The following is a 24,364-nucleotide window of genomic DNA, read 5'->3' on the forward strand; positions in this document are numbered from 1 at the left end:
CGCGGTCGACGTCACCGGAGAACCGATCGATGCCGTCCGACCGCAACGCCTTTACCCGCGCCTTGGCGCTGACGCTCGCCACCTTGCCGCTTGTCGGCGCGGCCCATGGCCAATCGACGACAACGACGGTCGAACTGGATGAGATCGTCGTCCAAGGCGAAGGTGGAGCCGGCACCGCACCGGTGAAAGGCTATGTTGCCAAGGCCACCACGGCCGGAGCCAAGACCGACCTGCCGATCGAAAAAATCCCGCAGTCGGTGTCGGTCATGGGGCGCGAGGAGATCGATGCCCGCGCTGCCGACAAGGTCGACGAGGCACTGCGCTACACCCCTGGCGTCTTCACCCAGCCGTTCGGAGCGGACAGTGATACAGACTGGCTGTACATCCGTGGCTTCCAGGCAACTCAAAGCGGCATCTACCTCGACGGGCTGCAGAACTACAGCTACGCCTTCGGTGGTTTCCTGGTCGACAGCCACGACCTGGAACGCATCGAGACGCTGCGCGGAGCCTCCTCCGTTCTCTACGGTGGCAGCAATCCCGGCGGCCTGGTCAACATGGTCTCCAAGCAGCCGACCGGCGAGCGCATCCGCAAGATCGAGACCAGCATCGACAATAATGGTTATGCCTCGCTCGGCTTCGATATCGGCGACAAGCTCAACGATACGGTCGCGGCCCGCGTCAGCGGTCGTATCGCCGGTGGCAACGGCTATACCGATTTCGAGGAAAATTTCCGTGGCACGGTGTCGCCATCGCTCAAGGTCGACCTCAGCGATACGACGCAACTGACGGTCCTTGCCAACTACACCCACCTTGACGGCGTGCACAACGGCAACGCCTTTCTGCCCTATGTCGGCACGGTGGTGGCGGCACCGTTCGGCACGATCGACCGGGACGCCAACTTCACCGAGCCCGACGTTGATGATTATGACCGTGAGCAGGGAGCGCTTGGCTACGAGCTGAAGCACAATTTCGGTGACGGCTGGAAGGCGACGCAGGCGATGCGGGTCGCCTACAGCGACGTCGAGGAGTCCATGCTCTATCCTTACGGTTACAGCGGCTATTCCGCCTCTCCGGCGGCCGGCACCGACACGCTCGCCCGCATCAACTTTGCCCACCACAGCAAGACCTTCGCCATCAACACGGATAATCGCGTCGAAGGCACGGTGGACACCGGCCCGCTCGAGCACAAGTTGCTCCTCGGCATCGACTACCGCCTGTATGACCTCGACCAGATGCAAGCGTCATCCAGCGGCACCGACATCTCGGCAACCAATCCGATCTACGGATCGGCCCAGTCCACGCCGGTCGCTTACATCGACCAGACGCTACGCCAGCATCAGTTGGGCTTCTACGCTCAGGACCAGATCGCCTTTGGCGGCGGCTGGCTTGCCACGCTGAATGGCCGCTATGACCATGTCTGGACCGATGCCGTCGGGACCCCCGCCTATTCGGGAGACGAAGGAGAATGGAGCGGTCGTGCCGGCCTTGCCTACGAATTCGACAACGGCCTGACGCCCTATGCCAGCCTTTCCACTTTCTTCAACCCAGTGCTCGGCGCCAACGGCAGCGGCGTGTTCCTGCCGGAGACCGGCTACCAATACGAGGCCGGCCTCAAGTACAGGCCCGATTGGGTCGACGGTCTCTTCACCCTCTCCCTCTTCGACCTGACCAAGCAGAATGTGCTGACCGGCCCTTGGTACGCCCAGTCGCAAATCGGCGAAGTCAACTCGAAGGGTGTCGAGCTGGAGGCCAAGGTCAACCTGACCGAAAACTGGAAGCTCACCGCCTCGGCCGCCGTCATGGACGTCGACATCACCGAGGATGCCGACGCCGCGCTCATCGGCAATACGCCCTACGTCATCCCTGAGACGATGGCATCGGTCTGGCTGGACTATGCCTTCTCCACCGGCGCGTTCGAGGGCTTCACGGTGGGCGGTGGCCTGCGTTACGTCGGCTCATCGTGGGCCGACAATGAGAATACGCTGAAAGTGCCCGACGTGCTGCTGGCCGATGCCAGGATCGGCTACAACCGCGGCAACTGGGGCGTCGATCTCAACGCCAACAATATCTTCGACACCGAGTATGTCGCGTCCTGCCAGACCGCCTATTCCTGTGGCTATGGCGAAGGACGGGTGGTCAAGCTGACCGGCCACTTCAGCTGGTGATCGGATATCCGAAAGACCTCCAATAGCCATCCGCGAATCTCGGCCTGCCGAGATCGCTGACGGCGCGCGTAACGGGACCTGACTTACCCCGGCCGGACAAGGGGCGCCGCCTATTGACAGACGTCGACCCAGGTGGCGCCGACGAGTTCGGCCAAGCGCTCGGTGCCGATGCGCACCGCCGCGTTGGTGGCGCCAGCCGCCGGCAGAACTTCGGGAAAGCGGCGCAGCGACAGATCGCAGTAGATCGGCAACGGCGATTTCAAGCCGAAGGGACAGACACCACCAATCGGATGGCCCGTCAGCTCGACTACCTCATCGAGACCGAGCATGCGCGCCTTGCCACCGAAAGCTTCCCGGGCCTTGCGGTTGTCGAGCCGGCTGGTACCACCGGCCACCAGCAGCATGGCCTGCTCGCCGACCCTGAGGCAGATGGTCTTGGCGATTTCCGCCGGATCGACACCATGGGCGGCAGCGGCGTCGGCAACGGTGGCCGATGACGCTTCCGTCTCGATCACTGCGATATCGGGCGCCTTCTCGGCGAAGAAGGCCTTGACGCTTTCGAGGCTCATCTCACCACTCGCCCAGCTTGATATCCGGCGTGTAGTCGACACCCTCGACTTCCTTGACCACCGGCTGGCCACAAATCACACGTCCCTGTACGGGATCGAAGGTGAGCGCCGGCGAGCCGGCGAGCTGCCAACCCTTGTTGAGTGCCTGGGTGACGCGATGGCAGAAGGCCGCGTCGTCGGGACCGGTCAAGAAACGGTAGAGCTTCATCAGATATTATCCTCACGGAACGGGTTGGATTGCAGGAAATAGGTCCGCCCGTCATAAGCTTGTCAAGGCAAGGCGCCGCCGCCGGAGTACGCTATGCCGCTCATTCCTTTTGGTGATCGCGCTGGCCGACAGGCTTAAAGGAGCGTTAAAGTTTGAGGGGCAGGCTTTGATTATCGGATTGTCCGGTCCGCCTCGGCGGCCGACGCGGGAGTGAATGCGCTGGCTACCCCTGTTTCCTCCATGCGTAGCTTCTGGGGGCTGCTCAAGGCCTATTGGGTCTCGGACAGGTGGCGCGAGGCCTGGGCGCTGACGATCGCGGTGGCGCTTCTGTCGGCGGCGGCCAGCAAAAGCGGCGTCTGGCTGGCGCAGGCTTCCGGCACTTTCATCGCCACCATCGCATCCTTTCACGACCTCGGTGTCTCGGCCATCACCGACGTACTGACGGCGGCCAGCGTTCTGGTTGGGCTCGCCCTTCTGAAATTCGCGGTGTTTCTCGGTTTCCGGCACTATTTCTCGAGCACGCTGCACCGCAGATGGCGCCAGTGGCTCGACGGTCGTTTCAATGCGGCGCTGCTGTCCGACCGTCGGCCCTATTATCATCTTCTGGTGATGGGCTCCGCCGACGAGGGATCGAACATCCCCGACAATATCGACCAGCGCATCCAGGAGTCGATCAAAGCGATGACCGGCAATGCGCTCGGCATGGCCATGGGTCTCATCTCGGTGGTGACGTCGGTCTATTTCGTCGGTGAAATGCTGCTCTCGACCTCGGTCGCCATTCACGGCCTTGATTTCCTGGGATCTTATGCCAGCGCCGTTTTGGTGTTCGCCCTCGCCGTCACCTATGTGCCGATATCGACGGCGATCGCCCTCAGGATCGGTCGCGCCATCGAGACGCTCAACATGGCCATGCTGCGCTACGAGGGCAGCTACCGCGCCGAGCTGTCGATGCTGGTGCGCCGCGTGCTGCCGATCGCCGCCGCCCAGGGCGAGAACGTGCAGGCGTCCATCCATCGCCGGCAATATCAATCGATTGATCGTACCTGGGGCGTTCAGAACAAGATTTCGGCCATCTTCCTCGCATTCAACGGCGCCTATACCTACATCACCCAGAAGGTCGTGGCCTATTTGCCGAACATGCCCGCCTATATGCAGGGCGGCATGACCTTCCGCACCTACATTACCGGTTCGGAGCTGGTCAGTGAGCTGATCAGCGACTGCTCCTGGGTCATCCAGGTGATGCCGGACATCGCCAACCTTCGCGCCAACGTCAATCGGGTGGTCGAGCTTGCCGACGCCATCGAACGGGTGCAGGACGCGCAAGCCTTCTATCGCGAGAGCGGCGTCTCGGAGTTCCGCTACGATCAGCAGCCGCCGGAGCGAGGCCTCTCCGTCCAAGGCCTCGAACTGATGTTTGCCGGCAAGGAAGCGCAACCCTTCCTGCGTGTCGCCCGTCTGTCGATCAAGCCGGGGCAATGGGTGTTCGTGCGCGGCCCGTCTGGCTCAGGAAAGTCCTGCCTCATCAAGGCGCTGAATGGCCTTTGGCCTTATGGGCGCGGCCGGGTGACTATGCCCGAGGGGATGAAGGCGCTCTATGCCTGCCAGGATACCCGCCTGCCGCAGGCCAGTCTCAAGCAACTGATCGCCATGCCCGAGGATGAGCATGAGCACCGCGACCTCGAGGTGGCAGCCATCATGAGCGCGGTCGGCCTCAGCGACTTCATTCCGTCGATGGGCAATCCCTATTATCGCGGCCGGCGCTGGGACGACGTGCTGTCCGGCGGCCAGAAACAGAAGGTGGTGCTTGCCCGCATCCTGCTGCATACACCGGACGTGCTGTTCCTCGACGAAGCGACCGCTGCGCTCGACCCCGAGGCGCGCACCGAGTTCCATCGCCTCATCCGCCAGTATTGCCCGAAGGCAACCGTGCTTTCGGTGATGCACGAGCAGACACCACCTGCCGACAGCCTCGGCCGTCCGTTTTATCATTCCATCCTCAACATCGAAAACGGACGCGCCGGCCTCGAACCGGTGGTCATACCGGCACCACCACCACCCCGCGACATGCGCGGCGGCCTCCGCTCCATGCTGTCGGTGATGCGCCATCTTCCCTGACCCCGAAGAAGCGGGGGAACCAAACGCGGACATCCGGACATGAAGAAGGACAAGGATTTCATCGACGGGCTACTCGGCCGGATGACCCTTTCGGAGAAGATCGGCCAGCTCAATCTCGTCACCCCTGGCGGCGAGACGCTGACTGGCACCGTCGTCAATACCGACGTTGCCGAGAAGATCAGGACGGGCCGCATCGGCGGTATCTTCGGTGTGAAATCAGCTGAGGCGGTGCGCGTCTTCCAGGACCTCGCCCAGGAAACGCGCCTGAAGATCCCGTTGATGTTCGCCGAGGACGTCATCCACGGCCAGAAGACTATCTTCCCGCTGCCGCTAGCGCTCGCCGCCAGTTGGGATATGGACCTCGTCCGCGCCACCGCCCGCGTTGCCGCCCAGGAGGCGGCATCGATTGGCATCGACCAGGTCTACTCGCCCATGGTCGACGTCTGCCGCGATCCCCGCTGGGGGCGGATCGCCGAGAGCCCCGGTGAGGATCCACTCCTCGCCAGCCGCTTTGCCGAGGCGATGGTCGAGGGCTATCAGGGCGGAGATCTTTCCAACCCCGACGCGGTGATGGCCTGCCTCAAGCACTTCTGCGGCTATGGTGGCGGCATGGGCGGCCGCGACTATGACGCGGTCGATCTGTCGCCCGCCACGCTGCACGACGTGGTGTTGCCGCCCTTCGTCGCCGGCATTCGGGCTGGCGCCGGCTCAATCATGGCGTCCTTCAACACGCTGAATGGTGTGCCGATGCACGCCAATCGCGCCGTCATCACCGAGTTGTTCCGAGAAAAGCTCGGCTATGACGGTCTTGTCGTTGCCGACTACACTGGCATCCTCGAACTCATCTCCCATGGTGTCGCGTCCGACCGAGCCGAGGCCGCCCGCCTCGGTCTGACGGCCGGCGTCGACCTGGACATGGTGTCGGAGACCTATCTCGAAACGCTCGAGGAGAGTGTCAAAGCCGGCCTTGTCGGCGAGGCCGAGATAACGGCCGCCTGCCGCCGCGTACTGGAAGCCAAGCTGAAGCTTGGCCTGTTCGACGATCCCTACCATCGGCTCGACTGGGGCCGCGCAGCGCAGCCCATCCTGACCGCCGCCAATCGGCAGCTTGCCCGGCAGGCAGTGGCGGCCGCGACGGTTGTCCTCAAAAATGACGGTGGCCTTCTGCCCTTGCCGGCGCCCGACAGCGGCAAGATCGGAACCATAGCTCTCATCGGTCCCTTCGTGGAGGACCGCGTCAACATGAACGGCACCTGGGCGGTAGCCGGCTCGCCATCCACCGTCGTTCCCATCGCCGATGGGCTGCGTGAAGCGGCGGGCAACGCATTGGGCATCATCACCGCCAAGGGCGCCAATATCGTCGACGAGCCATGGCTTGCCACACGCCTCAATGTCCACGACTGGAAGGATCTCTCCGTCGTCATCGACGTGCGGTCGCCAGAGGCGATGATTGCCGAGGCAGTCGCTGTCGCTACCGCTGCCGACATCACGGTGGCCGTGGTGGGCGAAGCGCGCGAGTATTCCGGCGAATCCTCATCGCGTACCGACCTTTCCATCCCCGAATCCCAGAAGAAGCTGCTTCGCGCCCTGAAGGCGACGGGCAAGCCGCTCATCGTCGTTATCATGACCGGCCGCCCGCTGGCGCTTGCCGAGGAATCGCTGCTCGCCGATGCGTTGCTGATCGCCTGGTTCGGCGGCACCGAGATCGGCCATGGTCTCGCAGATGTGTTGTTCGGCAAGGCCGAGCCATCCGGTCGCCTGCCGGCGACGTTCCCCTATAGTGTCGGCCAGGTGCCGGTGACCTACGCCCACCGGCCAACCGGCCGGCCGACGCCCGGCCGCTTCCAGAAATTTACCTCCGGCTACGTCGACCTGCCCGACGACGTGACGCAGAACAACGGTCTCTATCCGTTCGGCTTCGGTCTCGGCTATGGCAAGGTGGCCTACGGCCCGCCACGCGCTGACAAGACAAAACTGACCGGCGACGATCGGCTCGAAGTGACGCTCACTGTCACCAACCTCGGCGATCGCCCCACGAACGAGACCGCGCAGCTCTATATCGGCGACCCCGTGGCGAGCGTCAGCCGGCCGGTGAAGGAGCTCAAGGGCTTCCGAAAAGTGGCGCTTGGTGCCCGCGCCACCGAGACGGTCAGCTTCATCGTCACCGCCACCGATCTGGATTTCTCGGTGGCGGAGACGATCACCGACACACGCCGTCTCTCGGAGAGCGGCGCCTTCGATATCCATGTTGGTCCAAACTCCCGCGATACCCAGGCGGTGCGCGTAATCTGGAACGACCCTCAGTCTGAAGGGAAACGGTCATGACTTTCTCGCCCGCCGCCGTCGCGGCGATGAGTGACGACGCGCTGATGGACCTCGTACAGCAGGCGACGCTGAGCTATTTCTGGGACTACGGCCATCCAGTGAGCGGCATGGCGCGCGAACGAGATAACGACGCCTTCGGCTACTCCCCCGACAACACGGTGACCACCGGCGGCACAGGCTTCGGCGTGATGGCGTTGATTGCCGGCGTCGAGCGCGGCTTTCTTCCCCGCGACGAGGTCGTCGAGCGCATCGTCAAAATTACCAATTTTCTGGAAACGGCGGATCACTTCCACGGCGTCTTCCCGCATTTCATGAACGGAGAGACCGGCAAGGTCATTCCGTTTGGCGAAAAGGACGATGGCGGCGATCTCGTCGAGACCTCCTTCCTGATGGCCGGCCTGCTGACCGTACGCCAGTGGCTCATCCCGACACGGCCGGACCTCGCCGCCCGCATCGATCGGCTGTGGCGCGAAGTCGAGTGGAGCCATCATCTCAGGGCCGACGGCGCCCTGTTGTGGCACTGGAGCCCAACCCACGGCTTTGCCATGAACCATGCCATCACTGGCTGGAACGAATGCCTGATCACCCATGTGCTAGCCGCCGCCTCGCCAACGCATGCAGTGCCGGTCTCGACCTACCATCAGTCATGGGCCAAGGGTCGTGATTTCCTGAACGGTCGCAACTACGGCGGCGTGACGCTGCCACTTGGGCCCGACTACGGCGGACCGCTGTTCTTTGCCCACTATTCCTTCATGGGGCTCGATCCGCGCGGCCTGTCCGACTCCTATGCCGACTATTTTGCCCAGAATACGGCACATGCGCTGGTCAACCGCGCCCACTGCCTCACCAATCGCGGCAACTTCGATGGCTACGGCGCGGACTGTTGGGGATTGACGGCATCGGACACCTTCGACGGTTACAATGCCCACTCACCGACCAATGACACCGGCGTCATCACCCCGACGGCGGCCCTCGCTTCGATGCCTTACGTGCCCAAGGAGGCAATGGAGGCGCTTCGTGGCTTCCTGACGACTTTGGACGGGCGGCTGTTCGGGCCGCGCGGATTTGCCGACGCCTTTTCGCCGGGACGGAACTGGGTGGCATCAAGCCATCTTGCCATCGACCAGGGACCGATCGTCGTGATGATCGAGAACCACCGGTCGTCGCTCCTCTGGACGCTGTTCATGTCGGCCCAAGACGTTTTGGATGGTCTGACAAAGCTCGGCTTGTCGAGTCCGCATCTCACCAAGGCCGCCGTCGCATGATACCCGAAATCGTGCCGCTCGGCGTGTCGGCCGATCCGGACGCCGACGACGCCCGCATGAGCGTCGAGCTGTGGCGGACCAACGCGCCCTCTCCTCGCCTTGCGATCACCGCTCACGGGCGCAACGGCGCGGCGCGGGCCCCGCACATGCAAAAGCTGATCGACGCCTATCGCGCTCGAGATTATGTCGTCGTATCCCCTGATTGCTGCGCCTCGGCTTGGAATGACAGCGCCGGCAACGAAGCGGATTTCCTTTTGGAAAATCATGTGCGGGATGTGCGCCGTACCGTCGAGTGGGCCATTGCCAATGCTGCCTCCCTGGGCTGGAGCGGTGCCCACCTTGCCCTCTGTGGCCATTCCATGGGCGCTTATGCCGTTGCCCGGCTCGCCGCCAGCGACTATGCCGGCCAGATCGCTCACCTACTGCTGGTTTCTCCCTTCACTTCTGGCGTCCGCCAAATCGAAGCGCGCGCAAAATACCATCCGGACGGCATTGCCAATCTCCAGCGTGACGTGCCGCGCGCCCTCGACGAATGGCCTCGCCATGACATCTTCGCGGTGAGCGATCGGTTGACGATGCCGGTGGCTGTATTCGCCGGCGGCAAGGACATCGTGGCGCCGCCCGAAAATGTCGCCGAATTGGTGACGCGGCTACCGTCGCCACCGTTGTATTGGCTGTTGCCGGAGGCCTCGCATTGCCTTGAGGGGGGCGATTATCAGGTCGAACTCCTCGACGCCATCGACCGGCTCGATGCGGCCGCTCGCCCCCCCTGCATTGCACGCGTAATCCCTTCTGAGGCTTGACGAAGCTTCAGATCAACCGCCTCACATGCTAAGCATATAGTCGTATTTTCCCCTACACTTTATCGTTTCGCATCACCCATTGAGTGTTTTGTCTTTGACGACCCACCTCCGAGAAGGTACTTACGACTCAGGCTTTTGCTGCATGTTGACGTTAACGTCAACGTCAACAGATCGCGCCAAGGGAGCGTTCGTCTCCCACCTCATGAGGGAACATCATTCGATGGCCGACGCCCGCCTGGCGGCTTCCCGCCCGCTCTCGCCGCATCTCCAGGTCTTCCGCTTCATCCTGACCATGGCGATGTCGATCGTTCACCGCATGACCGGCGGCTTCCTCTACGTCGGAACGGTGTTCGTTGCCGTCTGGCTGATAGCGGCGGCGAGCGGCCCGGAATGGTTCGCCCGTGTCGACGGCGTCTACCAGAGCTGGATCGGTCGCTTGATCCTCCTCGGTCTCGTCTGGTCTCTGATCCATCACGCCATCGGTGGCGTCCGCCATTTCATCTGGGACCTCGGCTACGGCTTCGACAAGAAGACCGCCGATCGCATGGCCCTGTTCAATCTGGTGGCCGGCGTGGTGCTGACGGGTGTCGTCGCCATTGCCGCCTTCGTCTTTGCCTGAGGTCCGCCATGAGCAAGTCCTTTCGCTTCCAGACATCGCTGAAGCACGCCCGCGGCTTCGGTTCCGGCAAATCCGGCACCGGACATTTTTGGCAACAGCGGGTGACCGGCGTCGCCGCGCTGCTTCTGTCGCTGGTCTACGTCGTGCTGCTGATCAAGCTGCAGGGCGACGACTATGGAGCGGTGATCGCCACGCTCGGCAATCCCTTCGTCGCCGTGCTGATGCTCGCCTTCCTGGGTGTCAGCGTCTGGCACATGAAGATCGGCATGCAGGTCATCATTGAGGACTACGTCAATCAGCCGCTGCTCCGGATGCTGGCGCTGATGGCCAATTCCTTCTTCTCGGCGCTGGTCGGCATCGCATCGGCCGTGGCGCTCATCAAGATTACCTTCGGAGCCTGACCATGGCCGTTGCCTCAGAGACCACCGGCGGTAAACAGACCGCCTTCAATGTCGGCGGCCATGCCTATCAGTTCATCGACCACACCTTCGACGTTGTGGTGGTGGGCGCTGGCGGTGCCGGCCTCAGGGCCGTCGTTGGCGCCTCGGAAGCCGGCCTGACGACCGCCTGCATCACCAAGGTGTTCCCCACCCGCTCGCATACCGTGGCGGCCCAGGGTGGCGTTGCCGCCTCGCTCGGCAACATGGGGCCGGACGACTGGCGCTGGCACATGTACGACACCGTCAAGGGGTCCGACTGGCTGGGTGATCAGGACGCCATTGAATATCTGGTGCGCAACGCGCCGGCCGCCGTCTACGAGCTGGAGCACTGGGGCGTGCCCTTCTCCCGCACCGAGGAAGGCAAGATCTACCAGCGTCCGTTCGGCGGCATGACCACCAACTTCGGCGAGGGCATCGCCCAGCGCACCTGCGCCGCCGCCGATCGTACCGGCCATGCCATGCTGCACACCATGTACGGTCAGGCGCTACGGCATTCGGCCGAGTTCTTCATCGAATATTTTGCCATCGATCTGATCATGGAGAACGGCGCCTGTCGCGGCGTGGTCGCCCTCGACATGGAAACCGGCACGATCCACCGTTTCCGCGCCCACAAGACGGTACTGGCGACCGGCGGCTATGGCCGCGCCTATTTCTCCTGCACCTCGGCCCACACCTGCACCGGCGACGGCAACGCCATGGTGCTCCGCGCCGGCTTGGCGCTGCAGGACATGGAATTCGTGCAGTTCCACCCGACCGGCATCTATGGTGCCGGCTGCCTGATCACCGAGGGCTCGCGTGGCGAAGGCGGCTATCTCACCAACTCCGAGGGCGAGCGCTTCATGGAGCGCTATGCGCCGTCGGCCAAGGATCTTGCCAGTCGCGACGTCGTCTCCCGCTCCATGACCATGGAAATCCGCGAGGGACGCGGCGTCGGCAGGCTCAAGGACCACATCTACCTGCATCTTGACCATCTCGACCCGGCGATCCTGGCCGAGCGCCTGCCGGGCATCTCGGAGAGCGCCAAGATTTTCGCCGGGGTTGATGTGACGCGCGAGCCGATCCCGGTTCTGCCGACCGTCCACTACAACATGGGCGGCATACCAACCAATTATCATGGCGAGGTGCTGGCCAAGATCGATGGCGATCCCGACCGGACCGTGCCAGGCCTGATGGCCGTCGGCGAGGCGGCCTGCGTGTCGGTGCATGGCGCCAATCGCCTCGGCTCCAATTCGCTGATCGACCTCGTGGTGTTCGGCCGCGCCGTCGGCCACCGCTGTGCCGAGACCATCGACAAGGGCGGCCGCATTGCCGACCTGCCGAAGGATGCCGGCCTCAACTCCCTCGAGCGGCTAGACCGCGTGCGCCATGCTTCCGGCTCGACACCGACTGCCGAGCTCAGGCTGTCCATGCAGAAGACGATGCAGTCGAACTGCGCTGTGTTCCGCACCGGCGAGGTGCTGGAAGAGGGCGTCAAGCTGATCCACAGCTGCTGGGCAGCCGGTGACAATCTCAAGACCACCGACCGCTCACTGATCTGGAACACCGACCTCACCGAGGCTCTCGAATACGAGAACCTAATCGTGCAGGCCGTCGTCACCATGGAAGGCGCGTTCAACCGCAAGGAAAGCCGTGGGGCGCATGCCCGCGAGGACTATCCCAACCGCGACGACGGCGAATGGATGAAGCACACGCTGGCCTCGATCGATACCAGCGCGCGGACCGTCGGCCTCGATTACCGGCCGGTGCATGCCTACACGATGACCTCCGAGATCGAATACATCAAGCCGAAGGCGCGGGTGTACTGAGAAACGGGAGGTGGCGATGCCGGCAGGCTATTCCGGAACGCCGCTATCGCGGAAACTGGGACTGAGGGACGGCCAGCGCGTCGCCTTCATCGGGCTGCCCTCGGACCTCGGGTGGCTGACGTCGGCGGCGGGGTTTGCGGAGGTGGCGCTGGAGTCGGGCGTCGACGGATTCGGCCCGGCGCGGCCGCTGGACGTGATCCACCTGTTCACGGCGCGGCGGTCATCGCTCGAAGACGGGCTGCAGGACCTCATGAACTCGATCACGCCGGACGGCATGATCTGGGTGTCATGGCCGAAGAAGGCATCGAAGGTGGTGACCGACGTTACCGAGGACGTCGTGCGCGAACTGGCACTGCCGATCGGCCTTGTCGACGTCAAGGTCTGTGCTATCGATGAGGTCTGGTCGGGATTGAAACTGATGGTTCGGCGCGAGCTGCGCTGAAGCGACTGCGGCGAAGGAAGAGGCGACATGGTTCAGCTCACGCTGCCGAAGAACTCGAAGATCAAGGCTGGCAAGGTCTGGCCGAAGCCGGAAGGTGCGACGCATGTTCGCGAGTTCCGCATCTATCGCTGGGACCCGGAGGACGGACGCAACCCGAGGCTCGACACCTTCTTCGTCGATCTCGACGACTGCGGGCCGATGGTGCTCGACGCGCTCTTGTGGATCAAGAACAAGGTCGATCCGACGCTAGCGCTGCGCCGCTCCTGCCGCGAAGGCATCTGCGGCTCCTGCGCCATGAATATCGACGGCATGAACACCCTTGCCTGCACCAAGGGCATGGACGAGATCTCCGGTCCCATCAAGGTCTACCCGCTGCCGCACATGAACGTGGTGAAGGACCTCGTACCCGACCTCACCCATTTCTATGCACAGCACAAATCGATCGAGCCGTGGCTGCACACGTCGTCGCCGACGCCGGAGACCGAATGGCTGCAAGGCCACGACGACCGGCAGAAGCTCGATGGCCTCTACGAGTGCATCCTCTGCGCTTGCTGTTCCACCTCCTGCCCGAGCTATTGGTGGAACGGCGACCGCTATCTCGGCCCCGCCATCCTGTTGCAGGCCTATCGCTGGCTGATCGACAGCCGCGACGAGGCAACCGGCGAACGGCTCGACAATCTCGAGGATCCGTTCCGCCTTTATCGCTGCCACACCATCATGAACTGCACCCAGACCTGCCCGAAAGGTCTCAATCCGGCGAAGGCCATCGCCGAGATCAAAAAGATGCTGGTCGAGCGGCAAATCTGACCTTTTCTTCATCTTTTCAACCCAAAGGCGGCCCGGCTTGCACGGTGCCGCCTTTTGTCGTTGCCGCGACAACACCTTGTCCGCGACCCGCTTCCGTCGCCTTTCCTCCGCAATGCCGGCCGCTTCCCAGGGTCTAATGCCATCATTGCCGGGTTGTCCGGTGCCCCTGGAAGCTAAGATGATGTTCGTCCAGAAATTACTCGTCAGCCTCGTGTTCGCCGCCGTTTTCGCCGAGGCTCTCGCTGCCCTTGCCGAGCACGCCGTTGTGGAAAGCGCAGCCGCGACCACCACGGTCGGAACTATGGTCGCCGCTTCGGAAGCGCCGGTCTCCTGATCGCATTTGTGGCTGCACGATGCCCAGAAAGCCATCAACGGTAGCAGCAGCAGGCGGTCGATGGCGCCGCCTAATCTGGCGAAGCAATAGACTCGCTTCGCCCTTCGGCGGGCTTGAAGATACCCTCCAGAGACTATACCTCGCCATCCGTTGGTTAGTGTTGTGTCGATTCCGCTTTAAAGATTAATAGCTTAGACTTTTGTCTAGGTGGCTTATCCGAAAAGTGGGGCTTGATGGCGCGCTTTATGCATTTGCGTTTTCCGAGAGGCGCGTCATCAGCCTGTCTAGGAAACGTCATGGAGACTCCATCGGCGAGGCGCAGAGGAGTGCTCGCGGCACCACCACTCGAATGAGCGGCGGCGCCAGAGCATGACGAAGAGAGGCAGGACAATGGTTTTGGCGACACCTCCGAGCGTCAGGGGCTTGTTCACGATGCAGACCGTCGATGTGCTGTTTCTTTGCGAAACCAACAGCGCGACCAGCTTAATGGCCGAGGCGTTGCTCAACCAACGCGGCGACACGCGCATCCGCGCCTTCAGCGCAGGCAACCGACCAGCCTCCGCCCTGCTGCCGGAAGCCGCGCAGGCACTCAGCCAGCGCGTCATTGCCACCGATGGTCTGGAGCCGAAGTCCTGGACCATATTCGCCTTACCGGGGGGGCTGAGGCCGCACATCGTCGTTGACCTCGCCACCGTCACCTGGACCGAGCCCGACTGCGCCCGTCTAGCCGAATATGCGACGCTGCGCTGGCCGTTGCGAGATCCGGCGCTGGTCGAGCGCAAGGCAGACCGCCGCGCCGTCACCGAGATCGTCCTCAACGCGCTGGAGACTCGCATCTCCGGAGAGTTGATGCGGCGTATCGACAGTGTGCGTCAGGCCATTGATGGCGAGCATCCGCCGGCTTCCAAACTTTGGGCCTAAAAGCGCGGCTGTACGGACATCCGTGCTGTGCCACACCCGCCGACAACCATTGTCGGCGGCGTTGTTGAGATTTTTCTGGCGCGAGTAACGTCATAAAAACAAAAAGTTGGCACGCGATCCGGATGTTATTTGACAGACTTTTTCTCTGAGCCGTATCACCCTCTTGCGCTCCCAACGAACATCGCTATATTGCGCGGCCACGAGCCGGGGCGCCGGCCGTGTGGAGAGGTGGCCGAGTGGTTTAAGGCGCACGCCTGGAACGCGTGTATAGGGGCAACCCTATCGAGGGTTCGAATCCCTCCTTCTCCGCCATAAACCGCAAACCGCCCTAGCAACGACGCCACCCCAGGCAATGGACATGCATGGTTTGTGATTCGTCGGATACTCCGACGGGCCGACTGCGCGGCTGAATTCAACCCCTCCTCCGATTTCTTCTTCCGCCACCGCCATGGTGTTGCCGCGAGCACTCGGCAACAGCCTAAATGGTCTGAAACGGCTCGATCCGCCGACATGCCCGTCAAGCCGAGAGACTTGGTTCGGCTATCATCGGGATCAGCGCCGCCTGCTCAGGCTCAGGGCATTCCTGGATGTGATCATCCAGAGCGTCGGCAGGGCCTGAGCAGACCTCCGGGCATCACGCTATAAAGCCGAACTGCCTGTCAAAGCTCTCGGTTAGCATGGGCAGCTGACCGTTGCTTCCCGATGCGGGAGCATCAGCGCCCGACGAACCATCACTCTGCGGCGCCTGTAGTAAATCTGGATAATTGCGGACGGCATTTCCGCCAATAGACATTCTTTTCTGTCAAAAAAATGTATTGAACGAAATCGTAAAAAACAAAAAGAGCGCTGAAGCACGCTTAACTAAACGACAGGGATTATAGTTCAGCTTGACTACTTGCCATAACGGACGGTTCGGCAGCGCCGGTTGTGCTGTCGTATCGTTCTTGCGCTGGTGATGGGCGGAGGAGTCCGCGCCCCGGAAGCCATGGCTGGAGGCCTCATGTTCGATCGTCTACGCATCATTTCCCGTATTGCCCTGATCTGTGGCGTCATGATCATTCCGGTCCTCACTTTCGGAACGATTTTCTTTCAACAGTCGCAGGAACAGACACGGCAGACGACCTCCGAGATGAAGGGCATGGAGCATTACCGGCTTGGCTTCGCCCTGTGGGAAGCCCTGCTCGTCGAAGAGCGGGCGCCAGGGGCCGCCATGTCGCAGCCGGTGGCCGATAACCGCAAAGTCTACGCCGAGAGGACGGCCGCCTATGACGGGCTGCACGGCACAGACAAGCTCTCGAAGGATTTCATCTCAGCCGCCGAAGTTGGTCGTGGCAACGAAGCCAAGGTCAAGGGCCTGGACCTGCTCAACGTGGTGCGGAACGCGTCCGAACTGACGCTCGATCCAAAGGCAGCCAGCTATTATCTGATCGATGCAGCGACGTCGCAGATGCCGACGCTGTTGATGGCATCGAGCAATCTAGGCGATCTCTTCGATCTCGCCGACCGCACCAAGGGCTTCATCACGCCGCAGCAGCGCGTCGACATCGTCGGCGCCCTGCACGACATCGACCGAAGTGCCGCTGCCCTCACCTATGACTTCGAAATCGGCTTGGCCAATGTCACCGACGGCAATGCCGCCGACCTCAAGGCCAAGGTGGCGAATCTCACCAAGACGGCCACTGGGTTCGCCGATAAGCTCAGGCCGTCCGTGAAGGTACTGGCGACTGGTAAGTTCCCTCAGGATCTCAACGCCGGTGTCACCGACGCCAAGAGCGCCTTGCGCACCGAGACTCTGGCGCTCTGGCATCAGACGGCCGACGAGGTGGACGCCCTGCTCGGCAATCGTCTCGGCAGCCTCAGTTGGGCCATCTACAGCAACCTTGCCATCATCGCCGTGATCCTGACGATCGCTGGCGTGCTCGCCTATATCGTCACACGCTCCATCTCCCGGCAGCTCACACGCCTTACCGGCGTGCTTGGCGATATCGAGACCGGCCGGCTCGACGTCGACATCCCCTATGCCAACCTCGGGAACGAGATCGGTACCATGGCGAAGAGCTTCGCGGTTTTCCGCGATGGCCTCGCCGAAGCCGAACGCATGCGGCTCGACCGAGAAGATCAAGGCGCCGAGGCGGTCCGCGCCGCTGGTCGTCGCATGCAGCTGGTCGCATCCTTCACGGACCGGATGACGGCGCTGGCCAGCGCTTTCACCGCCTCGTCGGGCGAAGTGAACACCGCCGCCGACGGCCTGTCGGCCAATGCCCGACATTCGGCCGACCGCACCGACGTGGTCAACACCGCCGCCGAGGAAGCCTCGGTCAACGTCAACACCGTCGCTTCGGCTACGGAGGAACTGGCGGCGTCGATCGGCGAGATCGCCGGTCAGGTTCGCAAATCGGCCGACGTGGCGGCGACTGCCGTGGATGACGCAACCCTGTCCGAACAGAGCATCGGTGAGCTGTCGTCGGCCGCAGAGAAGATCGGCGACGTCGTCAGCCTGATTTCAGCGATCGCCGAGCAGACCAATCTCTTGGCACTCAATGCGACCATCGAGGCGGCACGGGCCGGCGAGGCCGGTCGTGGCTTTGCCGTGGTGGCTTCGGAAGTGAAGCAGCTCGCCTCCCAGACCGCCAAGGCCACGTCCGACATCTCGCAGAAGATCGTCGAGATCCAGACGCAGACCTCGACCTCTGTCGAGGCGATCGCCCGCATCGTCGGCACCGTCCGTTCGCTGGGCGAAATCACCCAGACCATCTCCGCCGCTGTCGAGGAGCAGGGGGCTGCCACGCGCGAGATCGCCGTCAACTGCCAACGCGCAGCCACAGGCGCCGGTGCCGTCACCGAGAATATCGGCGAGGTCGCGGCGGCGGTCGATCTGACGGGCACGTCGGCCGGCCGGCTGACCAATCTCGCGCATGATCTCGCCCACCGCGCTGAAGAGCTGAACCACGAAGTCAAAGCCTTCGCCGAACAGTTGGCGGCCGCCTGACAGGGCATGCGGTGAAACAACAAGGGATCGGCCTGTGGTCGATCCCTTGTCTTTCCTAAAAAGCCGTTCCACGCCCGTCCAGGCATCTCGCGCCGATATCCGCGCGCTCGATAGCCGAATGGCGCCTCTCGATCAGTATTCGTAGTACATGGTCTGGATCGCCTTGGTATCGGTGGTCTTGGTCAGCGCCAGCATGAGAAGGATGCGGGCCTTCTGCGGGTTGAGCGTGTCGGACACCACGAAATCAAGCTCGTCGTCATTGGCCTCGCCATTACGCGCCACAATGCCATTGCCGACGCGCGAGGAGCGGACCACGACGACACCCTTCTTGCGCGCTTCGATGAGGTCGGGCTTGATGCTGGCGCCCAAGCTTCCGTCGCCGACAGCCGCGTAGACGACACCCTTGTCGCCGGCGCCGACAAAGGCGTTGAGGGCGATCGGGTTGACGTTGGCATAGCCATAGACGATGTCCACCGCTGGCAGCTGCTCGAGGTTGCCGACGTCGAACTCGGCCTCGGTGGTGTGCTTGCGCAAGGACTCCCGATAGAAATGCGGGGTGTTGTTCTGCATGTAGCCGATGACGCCGAGCTCCGGCGTGCGGAACGTGCTGGTCAGCGATGTGTTGGTCTTGGTGACGTCACGGGCAGCGCTGATCTCGTCGTTCATGGCGATCATGACACCCTTGCCCTCGGCGTCCTTGGAGCCGGCCAGCACGACGGCATTATAGATGTTAACAGGGCCATCGGCCGAAATTGCCGTCGATGGACGCATGGCGCCAACCATCACCACCGGCTTTTCGGACTTCACCGTCAGGTCGAGAAAATAGGCGGTTTCTTCGAGCGTATCGGTGCCGTGCGTGATGACGATGCCGTCAATATCCGGCTGGGCCAGCAGAGCGTTGACGCGTTTTGCCAGCTTAAGCCAATGGTCGTTGGTCATGCTTTCGCTGGCGATCTGGAAAATCTGCTCTCCCCTGACGTTGGCAACCTTCTTGATTTCCGGGACGGCGTCGATCAACGCCTCGACCCCGACCTTGGCGGCGGTGTAGCCGACCGTGGTGGTGCTGGTGGCGCCGGTGCCGGCAATGGTGCCGCCGGTGGCGAGAATCGTTATGTTCGGCAAGTGACCGGGTTCGGCGGCCTCCGTGGCATAGCCAGACCAGGCCAGCGACAGCGCAAATACCGGCGCGACGGCAAACCTCGTCATGAACTCAATCTTGGTCATGCGTTCCTCCGCTTATGCTTTATCAATTCCGAGATCTCTCGGCGTCGGTCCGTCCTCCTTGGCAGCCCGACGCAAAATGGATTGAGCAAGCCATATGCCAGCGCGGATCATGTGCCACAGGCAATCTAAGTCCCTGAAATAATGCTTCTTTCTGAACGACCGAGACTTGTATGGCGTTCGGATCTCCGAACAACCGCTTTTGGGTGTTCGAGAAGCCGGATGCGACAGGATATCTACCCGCGGAGAATTCGAGGCGCTTATGCCGTCCGGGCATGCATCGCGGCGGAATGACGCGCATTTCCATCGGGCGCAGTGACGGGCGCCGCCTGAAAGGCGTCGATGAGGTGTGTTTTAGGGGACTGGAACAGCCGTTTAGCGCCGACATTGGCTTGGAAGCCGACAGCGTTCGGCTTTCCGAATGGCCCGCGCCTGCGTGGATGCGCCGCGAGCGACTGCTCAGCCGAGGTTGAGTTCGGCGAAGAAATCGTTGCCCTTGTCGTCGATAACGATGAAGGCCGGGAAATCGACAACGTCGATCTTCCAGACTGCCTCCATGCCGAGCTCTGGAAACTCTAGGAGTTCCACCTTCTTGATGCAGTCAAGGGCGAGTCGCGCGGCCGGCCCGCCGATCGAACCGAGGTAAAAGCCGCCATGCCGGGCGCAGGCATCGCGCACCGCACGCGAACGGTTCCCCTTGGCCAGCATGACCATCGAACCGCCAAAACTCTGGAACTGATCGACGTAGGAATCCATGCGACCGGCAGTGGTGGGCCCGAACGAACCGGAGGCATAGTTCCGCGGCGTCTTGGCCGGACCGGCATAATAGATCGGATGGTTCTTGAAATAGTCGGGCAGCGGCTCGCCCCGCTCCAATCGTTCGCGCAGTCTGGCGTGAGCGAGATCCCTTGCAACGATCATCGGGCCACTGAGGCTGAGGCGGGTGCGGATCGGATGGCGGGACAGCGCCTTGAGAATCTCGGCCATCGGCTGGTTAAGGTCGATCTCCACTACCGGTCCGCCGAGGCTGCGTGCGTCGATGTCGGGCAGGAAGCGAGCCGGGTTGCGCTCAAGTTCCTCAAGGAACACGCCGTCACGGGTGATCTTGCCGAGCGCCTGCCGGTCGGCCGAGCAGGAAACGCCGATACCGATCGGCAACGAGGCACCATGGCGCGGCAGGCGAATGACGCGCACGTCGTGACAGAAATATTTGCCGCCGAACTGGGCACCGACCCCGATCGCCTGCGTCGCCTTGAATACCTCAGCCTCGAAGGCAAGGTCGCGGAAGGCGTGGCCGGCTGGCGAGCCGGAGGTCGGCAGTCCGTCGAGCGCCTTGGTGGAGGCGAGCTTCACGGTCTTGAGGTTCATCTCGGCCGATGTCCCACCAATCACGATAGCCAAATGATACGGCGGGCAGGCGGCGGTCCCGAGCGTCAGGATCTTTTCCTTGATGAACGCCAGCATGCGATCGTGGGTCAGCAGCGATGGCGTGCCCTGGAAAAGGAAGGTCTTGTTGGCCGAGCCGCCGCCCTTGGCGACGAATAGGAATTTATAGGCATCCTCCCCCTCGGCGTAGATGTCGATCTGGGCCGGCAGGTTGTCACCCGTGTTGACCTCGTCGAACAGGGTCAGCGGTGCGAGCTGCGAGTAGCGCAGGTTCTTGGTGGCGTAGGCATCGCGCACACCCTGACCAAGCGCCGCGTGATCGCCGCCGGGTGTCCAGACGCGGCGCCCCTTCTTGGCCGAGATGATGGCCGTACCGGTATCCTGGCACATGGGCAGCACGCCGCCGGCCGAGATGCAGGCGTTCTTCAAGAGATCATAGGCGACGAAGCGATCGTTGTCGGTCGCCTCGGGATCGTCGAGGATCCCGGCGAGCTGAGCAAGATGGGCCGGCCGCAGCAGATGGTTGATATCGTCAAACGCGGTCGCGGCAAGAAGCCGCAGTGCCTCAGGCTCGACCTTCAGGATGGCTTCGCCCTCGAACGAAGCCCTGCTCACCAGATCGCCGGTCAGTCTCCGATAAGGCGCATTGTCTTCGGCGAGGGGGAACAGGCCGCTGTTGTCATCGGACATTGGATCATCCTCCACCTGAGGAATCGGCTGGCGCAATATCACCGCCGGGAAGTAGGTGGCGGCCTCTCTAGCGCGACGTCGCAGCGGGGCCAATACCGAGCGCCTCGTCCAATGGGATGATCGAAGCTGGCCACGTTTTTGCCGCCGTTCGCGACGTCGAACGCGCCAATCTCTCCGTTCGGATTTCCGAACGAACGACAGCCTGTCGATAAAATAGTCATTGATTACAATGATCTATCTATATGCACATAGGAACAGGTCGCAAGTAACTGCGCTGCCTAACCAACCCCAAGGCCACAATACGGCCACATCGTTCGGATTTCCGAACAACTCTCCAATATCGTCACAAATTATCGTTTTAAATCAAACGCTTATCTAGGCAACCCTTTCACCACGCATGGCACGCCTCTTGCCGATATAGCTCCGCCCTCCTGGGCTAAGGGGGCTGAAAACTGGGAGAGAGTGATGCCCACTGATAAAATAAGGATCGAACACGATCTGCTGGGTGACCTGGAGGTTCCCGACAGCGTCTACTACGGGGTTCATACCCTGCGCGCCGTCGAAAACTTCCCCGTCACCGGCACGCCGATTTCGCATTATCCAGACCTGGTCAAAGCGCTGGCCATGATCAAGCAGGCGGCTGCGCGCGCCAACGCCGAACTCGGGCTGCTGCCGCCGCCGATCGCCGACGCGATCGTCGCCGCCTGCCGCGAAATCCGGGATGGCCGGCTCAACGAACAGTTCGTGGTTGACGTGATCCAGGGAGGCGCCGGCACGTCGACCAACATGAACGCCAATGAGGTGATCGCCAACCGGGCGCTCGAAATCATGGGAGCCAAGCGCGGCGAGTACAAGCGCCTGCACCCCAACGAACATGTCAACATGAGCCAGTCCACCAATGACGTCTATCCGACGGCGCTGAAGGTGGCGACCTACGCCGGAATCTATCGGCTGGTCGATGCCATGGCCTATCTTCGGGCGGCGTTCCAACGCAAGGCCGACGAATTCCGCGACGTTCTGAAGATGGGCCGCACCCAGCTCCAGGACGCCGTGCCGATGACGCTCGGCCAGGAGTTCGCCACTTATGCGGTGATGCTCGAAGAGGATGAGGATCGGCTCAAGGAGGCTGCTCAGTTGATCCGCGAGATCAACCTCGGTGCCACCGCCATCGGCACCGGCATCAACGCCCATCCCGGTTACGCGGCGCTGGTCTGTCGCCACCTCGCCGAGGTCTCAGGCATTCCCGTGGTGACCGCGCCCAACCTCATCGAGGCGACGCAGGATTGCGGTTCGTTCGTGCAGCTGTCGGGGGTGCTGAAGCGCGTCGCCGTCAAGCTATCAAAGGTGTGCAACGACCTGCGTCTCTTGTCGTCCGGCCCGCGCGCCGGCTTCGGCGAGATCAACCTGCCGGCCCGTCAGGCTGGCTCGTCGATCATGCCGGGCAAGGTCAACCCGGTGATTCCGGAAGTGGTCAACCAGATCGCCTTCGAGGTGATCGGCAACGACATGACCGTGTCGCTTGCCGCCGAAGCCGGCCAGCTGCAGCTCAACGCCTTCGAGCCGATCATCGCCCACAGCCTCTTCAAGTCGATCACGCACTTGAGGCAGGGTTGCACCATCCTCGCCGACAAATGCGTCGATGGCATCACGGCCAACCGTGACCGCCTTGAAGCCATCGTTCGCGACTCGATCGGCATCGCCACCGCTCTCAACCCGTTCATCGGCTACGCCAACGCCACGGAAGTCGCGGTGGAAGCCCACCGCACGGGACGCGGCGTCGCCGAATTGGTGCTGGAACGCGGGCTGATGAGCGAGGAGGAACTCGCCGACGTGCTCCGTCCCGATGTTCTGACCCATCCTCGTCTCTTCAAGGCCAAGTCTGAAGCCTTTGCAAAATAAACAAAGTCGGGAACCCAAGGTACAAACAAATGCACGCAATCAATACGACACCGCAGAAGAAGTCGCGCCAGTCGACTTACATTCTCGTCGCCATGCTCCTCGGCATTCTCGCCGGCTACATTTGCAACAAGACAGCGGCAACCCCGGACGAAGCCAAGTCGGTCGCCAGCTATTTTGCGATGATGACCGATATCTTCCTGCGCCTCATCAAGATGATCATCGCACCGCTGATCTTCTCGACGCTGGTGTCCGGTCTCGTCAACATGGGCGACGCAAAGACCGTCGGCCGTATTGGCGGACGGGCCATCGGCTGGTTCCTGATGGCTTCGCTGCTATCGCTCACCATCGGCCTCATCCTTGCCAACGTTCTTCAGCCGGGCGGTAGCCTCAGCATTCCGCTACCCGACGTCAACGCCGCCGTCGACCTCAAGACGTCGTCGTTGAACCTCAAGGACTTCCTGACCCACGTCTTCCCGCGCAACATCTTCGAGGCGATGGCGGGTAACGAGATCCTGCAGATCGTCGTGTTCTCGGTGTTCTTCGGCCTGGCGCTCGGCAACGTTCGCCACATCAAGGCGGCCGACACGCTGGCCACCACCATCGAAGGCGCCGTGCCGGTGATGCTCAAGGTAACCGGCTACGTCATGCTGTTTGCCCCGATCGGCGTGTTCGCGGCCATCGCCAATGTCGTCACCACACAGGGCCTCGGCGTGCTGATGGTCTATGGCAAGGTCATGGGCGGCTTCTACTTCGCGCTGTTGGTCCTTTGGGCGGTGCTGATCGGCCTTGCCTACATGGTGCTGAAGAACAAGGTGTTCCCGCTGCTCAGCGCCGTTCGCGACCCGATGATCCTCGGGTTCTCGACCGCGTCCAGCGAGGCTGCCTATCCGCGCGTCATGGAAGCGCTGCGGCGGCTTGGCATTTCCGAGCGCGTCATCGGCTTCGTGCTACCGCTCGGCTATTCGTTCAACCTCGACGGCTCGATGATCTACACCACCTTCGCCGCCCTGTTCGTGGCGCAGGCCTATAACATCCCGATGGATCTCGGCACCCAGATCACCATGCTTCTGGTGCTCATGGTGTCGTCGAAGGGCATCGCCGGCGTACCGCGTTCGGCGCTCGTCGTCGTTGCCGCGGTGATGCCGATGTTCAATCTGCCGGAAGCCGGCGTGCTCTTGATCATGGGCATCGACGTGTTCCTCGACATGGGCCGCACCGCCACCAACGTGCTCGGCAATTCGATCGCCACGGCCGTCATCGCCAAGTGGGAGAATGCCTACGACGAGCAGGACAGCGGTGTGGAAATCGAGGCGGATACCGCCCCGGAAGCCGCCTGACGCACCGATGCGCCGCCTGTCGCA

At 62.4% G+C, this 24,364-nt stretch carries 19 protein-coding genes and 1 tRNA gene; 16 read left to right on the top strand and 4 right to left on the bottom strand.

Features of this window, described 5'->3' with window-relative positions; genetic code table 11:
* Positions 1–29: 29 nt before the first annotated feature.
* Positions 30–2,165 (top strand): TonB-dependent siderophore receptor, encoded by a 2,136-nt coding sequence (locus tag AB6N07_RS01050; RefSeq protein ID WP_370675987.1) that lies wholly within the window; start codon positions 30–32, stop codon positions 2,163–2,165.
* A gap of 110 nt (positions 2,166–2,275) precedes the next feature.
* Here AB6N07_RS01050 and AB6N07_RS01055 read toward each other — a convergent pair whose 3' ends face one another.
* Positions 2,276–2,734: a YbaK/EbsC family protein gene (locus AB6N07_RS01055; protein ID WP_370675988.1), complete on the bottom strand. Its 459-nt coding sequence runs from the start codon at positions 2,732–2,734 to the stop codon at positions 2,276–2,278.
* Position 2,735: 1 nt separating this feature from the next.
* On the bottom strand, positions 2,736–2,942 hold the full coding sequence (locus tag AB6N07_RS01060) for a DUF1737 domain-containing protein (RefSeq protein ID WP_370675989.1): 207 nt from the start codon (positions 2,940–2,942) through the stop codon (positions 2,736–2,738).
* 240 nt (positions 2,943–3,182) lie between these two features.
* On the opposite strand from AB6N07_RS01060, the gene AB6N07_RS01065 reads away from it, so the two are divergent.
* From AB6N07_RS01065 to AB6N07_RS01125, 13 genes are all read left to right on the top strand, one after another.
* Positions 3,183–5,057: an ABC transporter ATP-binding protein/permease gene (locus tag AB6N07_RS01065; protein ID WP_370675990.1), complete on the top strand. Its 1,875-nt coding sequence runs from the start codon at positions 3,183–3,185 to the stop codon at positions 5,055–5,057.
* 39 nt (positions 5,058–5,096) lie between these two features.
* A complete protein-coding gene (gene bglX, locus AB6N07_RS01070) occupies positions 5,097–7,382 on the top strand; it encodes a beta-glucosidase BglX (RefSeq protein WP_370675991.1) in 2,286 nt (761 codons plus the stop codon).
* Positions 7,379–8,647 (top strand): glucoamylase family protein, encoded by a 1,269-nt coding sequence (locus AB6N07_RS01075; RefSeq protein WP_370675992.1) that lies wholly within the window; start codon positions 7,379–7,381, stop codon positions 8,645–8,647. Before bglX ends, AB6N07_RS01075 begins: the two co-directional genes overlap by 4 nt.
* Entirely contained in the window at positions 8,644–9,450 is an 807-nt protein-coding gene (locus AB6N07_RS01080; protein ID WP_370675993.1) for an alpha/beta hydrolase, read from the top strand. Before AB6N07_RS01075 ends, AB6N07_RS01080 begins: the two co-directional genes overlap by 4 nt.
* Before the next feature lie 220 nt (positions 9,451–9,670).
* On the top strand, positions 9,671–10,069 hold the full coding sequence (gene sdhC / locus AB6N07_RS01085) for a succinate dehydrogenase, cytochrome b556 subunit (protein ID WP_370675994.1): 399 nt from the start codon (positions 9,671–9,673) through the stop codon (positions 10,067–10,069).
* Between the two features lie 8 nt (positions 10,070–10,077).
* The gene (sdhD, locus tag AB6N07_RS01090; RefSeq protein ID WP_370675995.1) at positions 10,078–10,470 is read left to right on the top strand and encodes a succinate dehydrogenase, hydrophobic membrane anchor protein; all 393 of its coding nucleotides are present in this window, start codon (positions 10,078–10,080) and stop codon (positions 10,468–10,470) included.
* A gap of 2 nt (positions 10,471–10,472) precedes the next feature.
* Positions 10,473–12,314 (top strand): succinate dehydrogenase flavoprotein subunit, encoded by a 1,842-nt coding sequence (gene sdhA / locus AB6N07_RS01095; RefSeq protein WP_370675996.1) that lies wholly within the window; start codon positions 10,473–10,475, stop codon positions 12,312–12,314.
* A gap of 16 nt (positions 12,315–12,330) precedes the next feature.
* Positions 12,331–12,756 (top strand): DUF3052 family protein, encoded by a 426-nt coding sequence (locus AB6N07_RS01100; RefSeq protein WP_370675997.1) that lies wholly within the window; start codon positions 12,331–12,333, stop codon positions 12,754–12,756.
* 27 nt (positions 12,757–12,783) lie between these two features.
* Positions 12,784–13,563 carry a succinate dehydrogenase iron-sulfur subunit gene (locus tag AB6N07_RS01105; protein ID WP_370675998.1) on the top strand — a complete coding sequence of 260 codons (780 nt, stop codon included), beginning with the start codon at positions 12,784–12,786 and terminating at the stop codon, positions 13,561–13,563.
* A 178-nt stretch (positions 13,564–13,741) separates the two neighbouring features.
* A complete protein-coding gene (locus AB6N07_RS01110) occupies positions 13,742–13,897 on the top strand; it encodes a hypothetical protein (RefSeq protein WP_370675999.1) in 156 nt (51 codons plus the stop codon).
* Positions 13,898–14,329: 432 nt separating this feature from the next.
* Positions 14,330–14,818, top strand: coding sequence for a hypothetical protein (locus AB6N07_RS01115; protein WP_370676000.1), 489 nt, complete (start codon positions 14,330–14,332; stop codon positions 14,816–14,818).
* A gap of 222 nt (positions 14,819–15,040) precedes the next feature.
* A tRNA-Ser gene (locus tag AB6N07_RS01120) sits at positions 15,041–15,130 on the top strand.
* 688 nt (positions 15,131–15,818) lie between these two features.
* Entirely contained in the window at positions 15,819–17,807 is a 1,989-nt protein-coding gene (locus AB6N07_RS01125; RefSeq protein ID WP_370676001.1) for a methyl-accepting chemotaxis protein, read from the top strand.
* A gap of 132 nt (positions 17,808–17,939) precedes the next feature.
* On the opposite strand, the gene AB6N07_RS01130 is transcribed toward AB6N07_RS01125, so the two are convergent.
* Both AB6N07_RS01130 and AB6N07_RS01135 read right to left on the bottom strand, forming a co-directional pair.
* On the bottom strand, positions 17,940–19,031 hold the full coding sequence (locus tag AB6N07_RS01130; RefSeq protein WP_370676002.1) for a type II asparaginase: 1,092 nt from the start codon (positions 19,029–19,031) through the stop codon (positions 17,940–17,942).
* A gap of 456 nt (positions 19,032–19,487) precedes the next feature.
* On the bottom strand, positions 19,488–21,104 hold the full coding sequence (locus tag AB6N07_RS01135) for a fumarate hydratase (protein WP_370676003.1): 1,617 nt from the start codon (positions 21,102–21,104) through the stop codon (positions 19,488–19,490).
* A 465-nt stretch (positions 21,105–21,569) separates the two neighbouring features.
* Between AB6N07_RS01135 and aspA the strand changes: the two genes are divergently transcribed.
* Together aspA and AB6N07_RS01145 are read left to right on the top strand one after the other, a co-directional pair.
* Positions 21,570–23,003: an aspartate ammonia-lyase gene (aspA, locus tag AB6N07_RS01140; RefSeq protein WP_370676004.1), complete on the top strand. Its 1,434-nt coding sequence runs from the start codon at positions 21,570–21,572 to the stop codon at positions 23,001–23,003.
* Between the two features lie 29 nt (positions 23,004–23,032).
* Positions 23,033–24,340 (top strand): dicarboxylate/amino acid:cation symporter, encoded by a 1,308-nt coding sequence (locus AB6N07_RS01145; protein ID WP_370676005.1) that lies wholly within the window; start codon positions 23,033–23,035, stop codon positions 24,338–24,340.
* Positions 24,341–24,364: the final 24 nt, after the last annotated feature.

It is taken from the genome of Pleomorphomonas sp. PLEO, from assembly GCF_041320595.1.
Classification (GTDB): Bacteria; Pseudomonadota; Alphaproteobacteria; order Rhizobiales; family Pleomorphomonadaceae; genus Pleomorphomonas.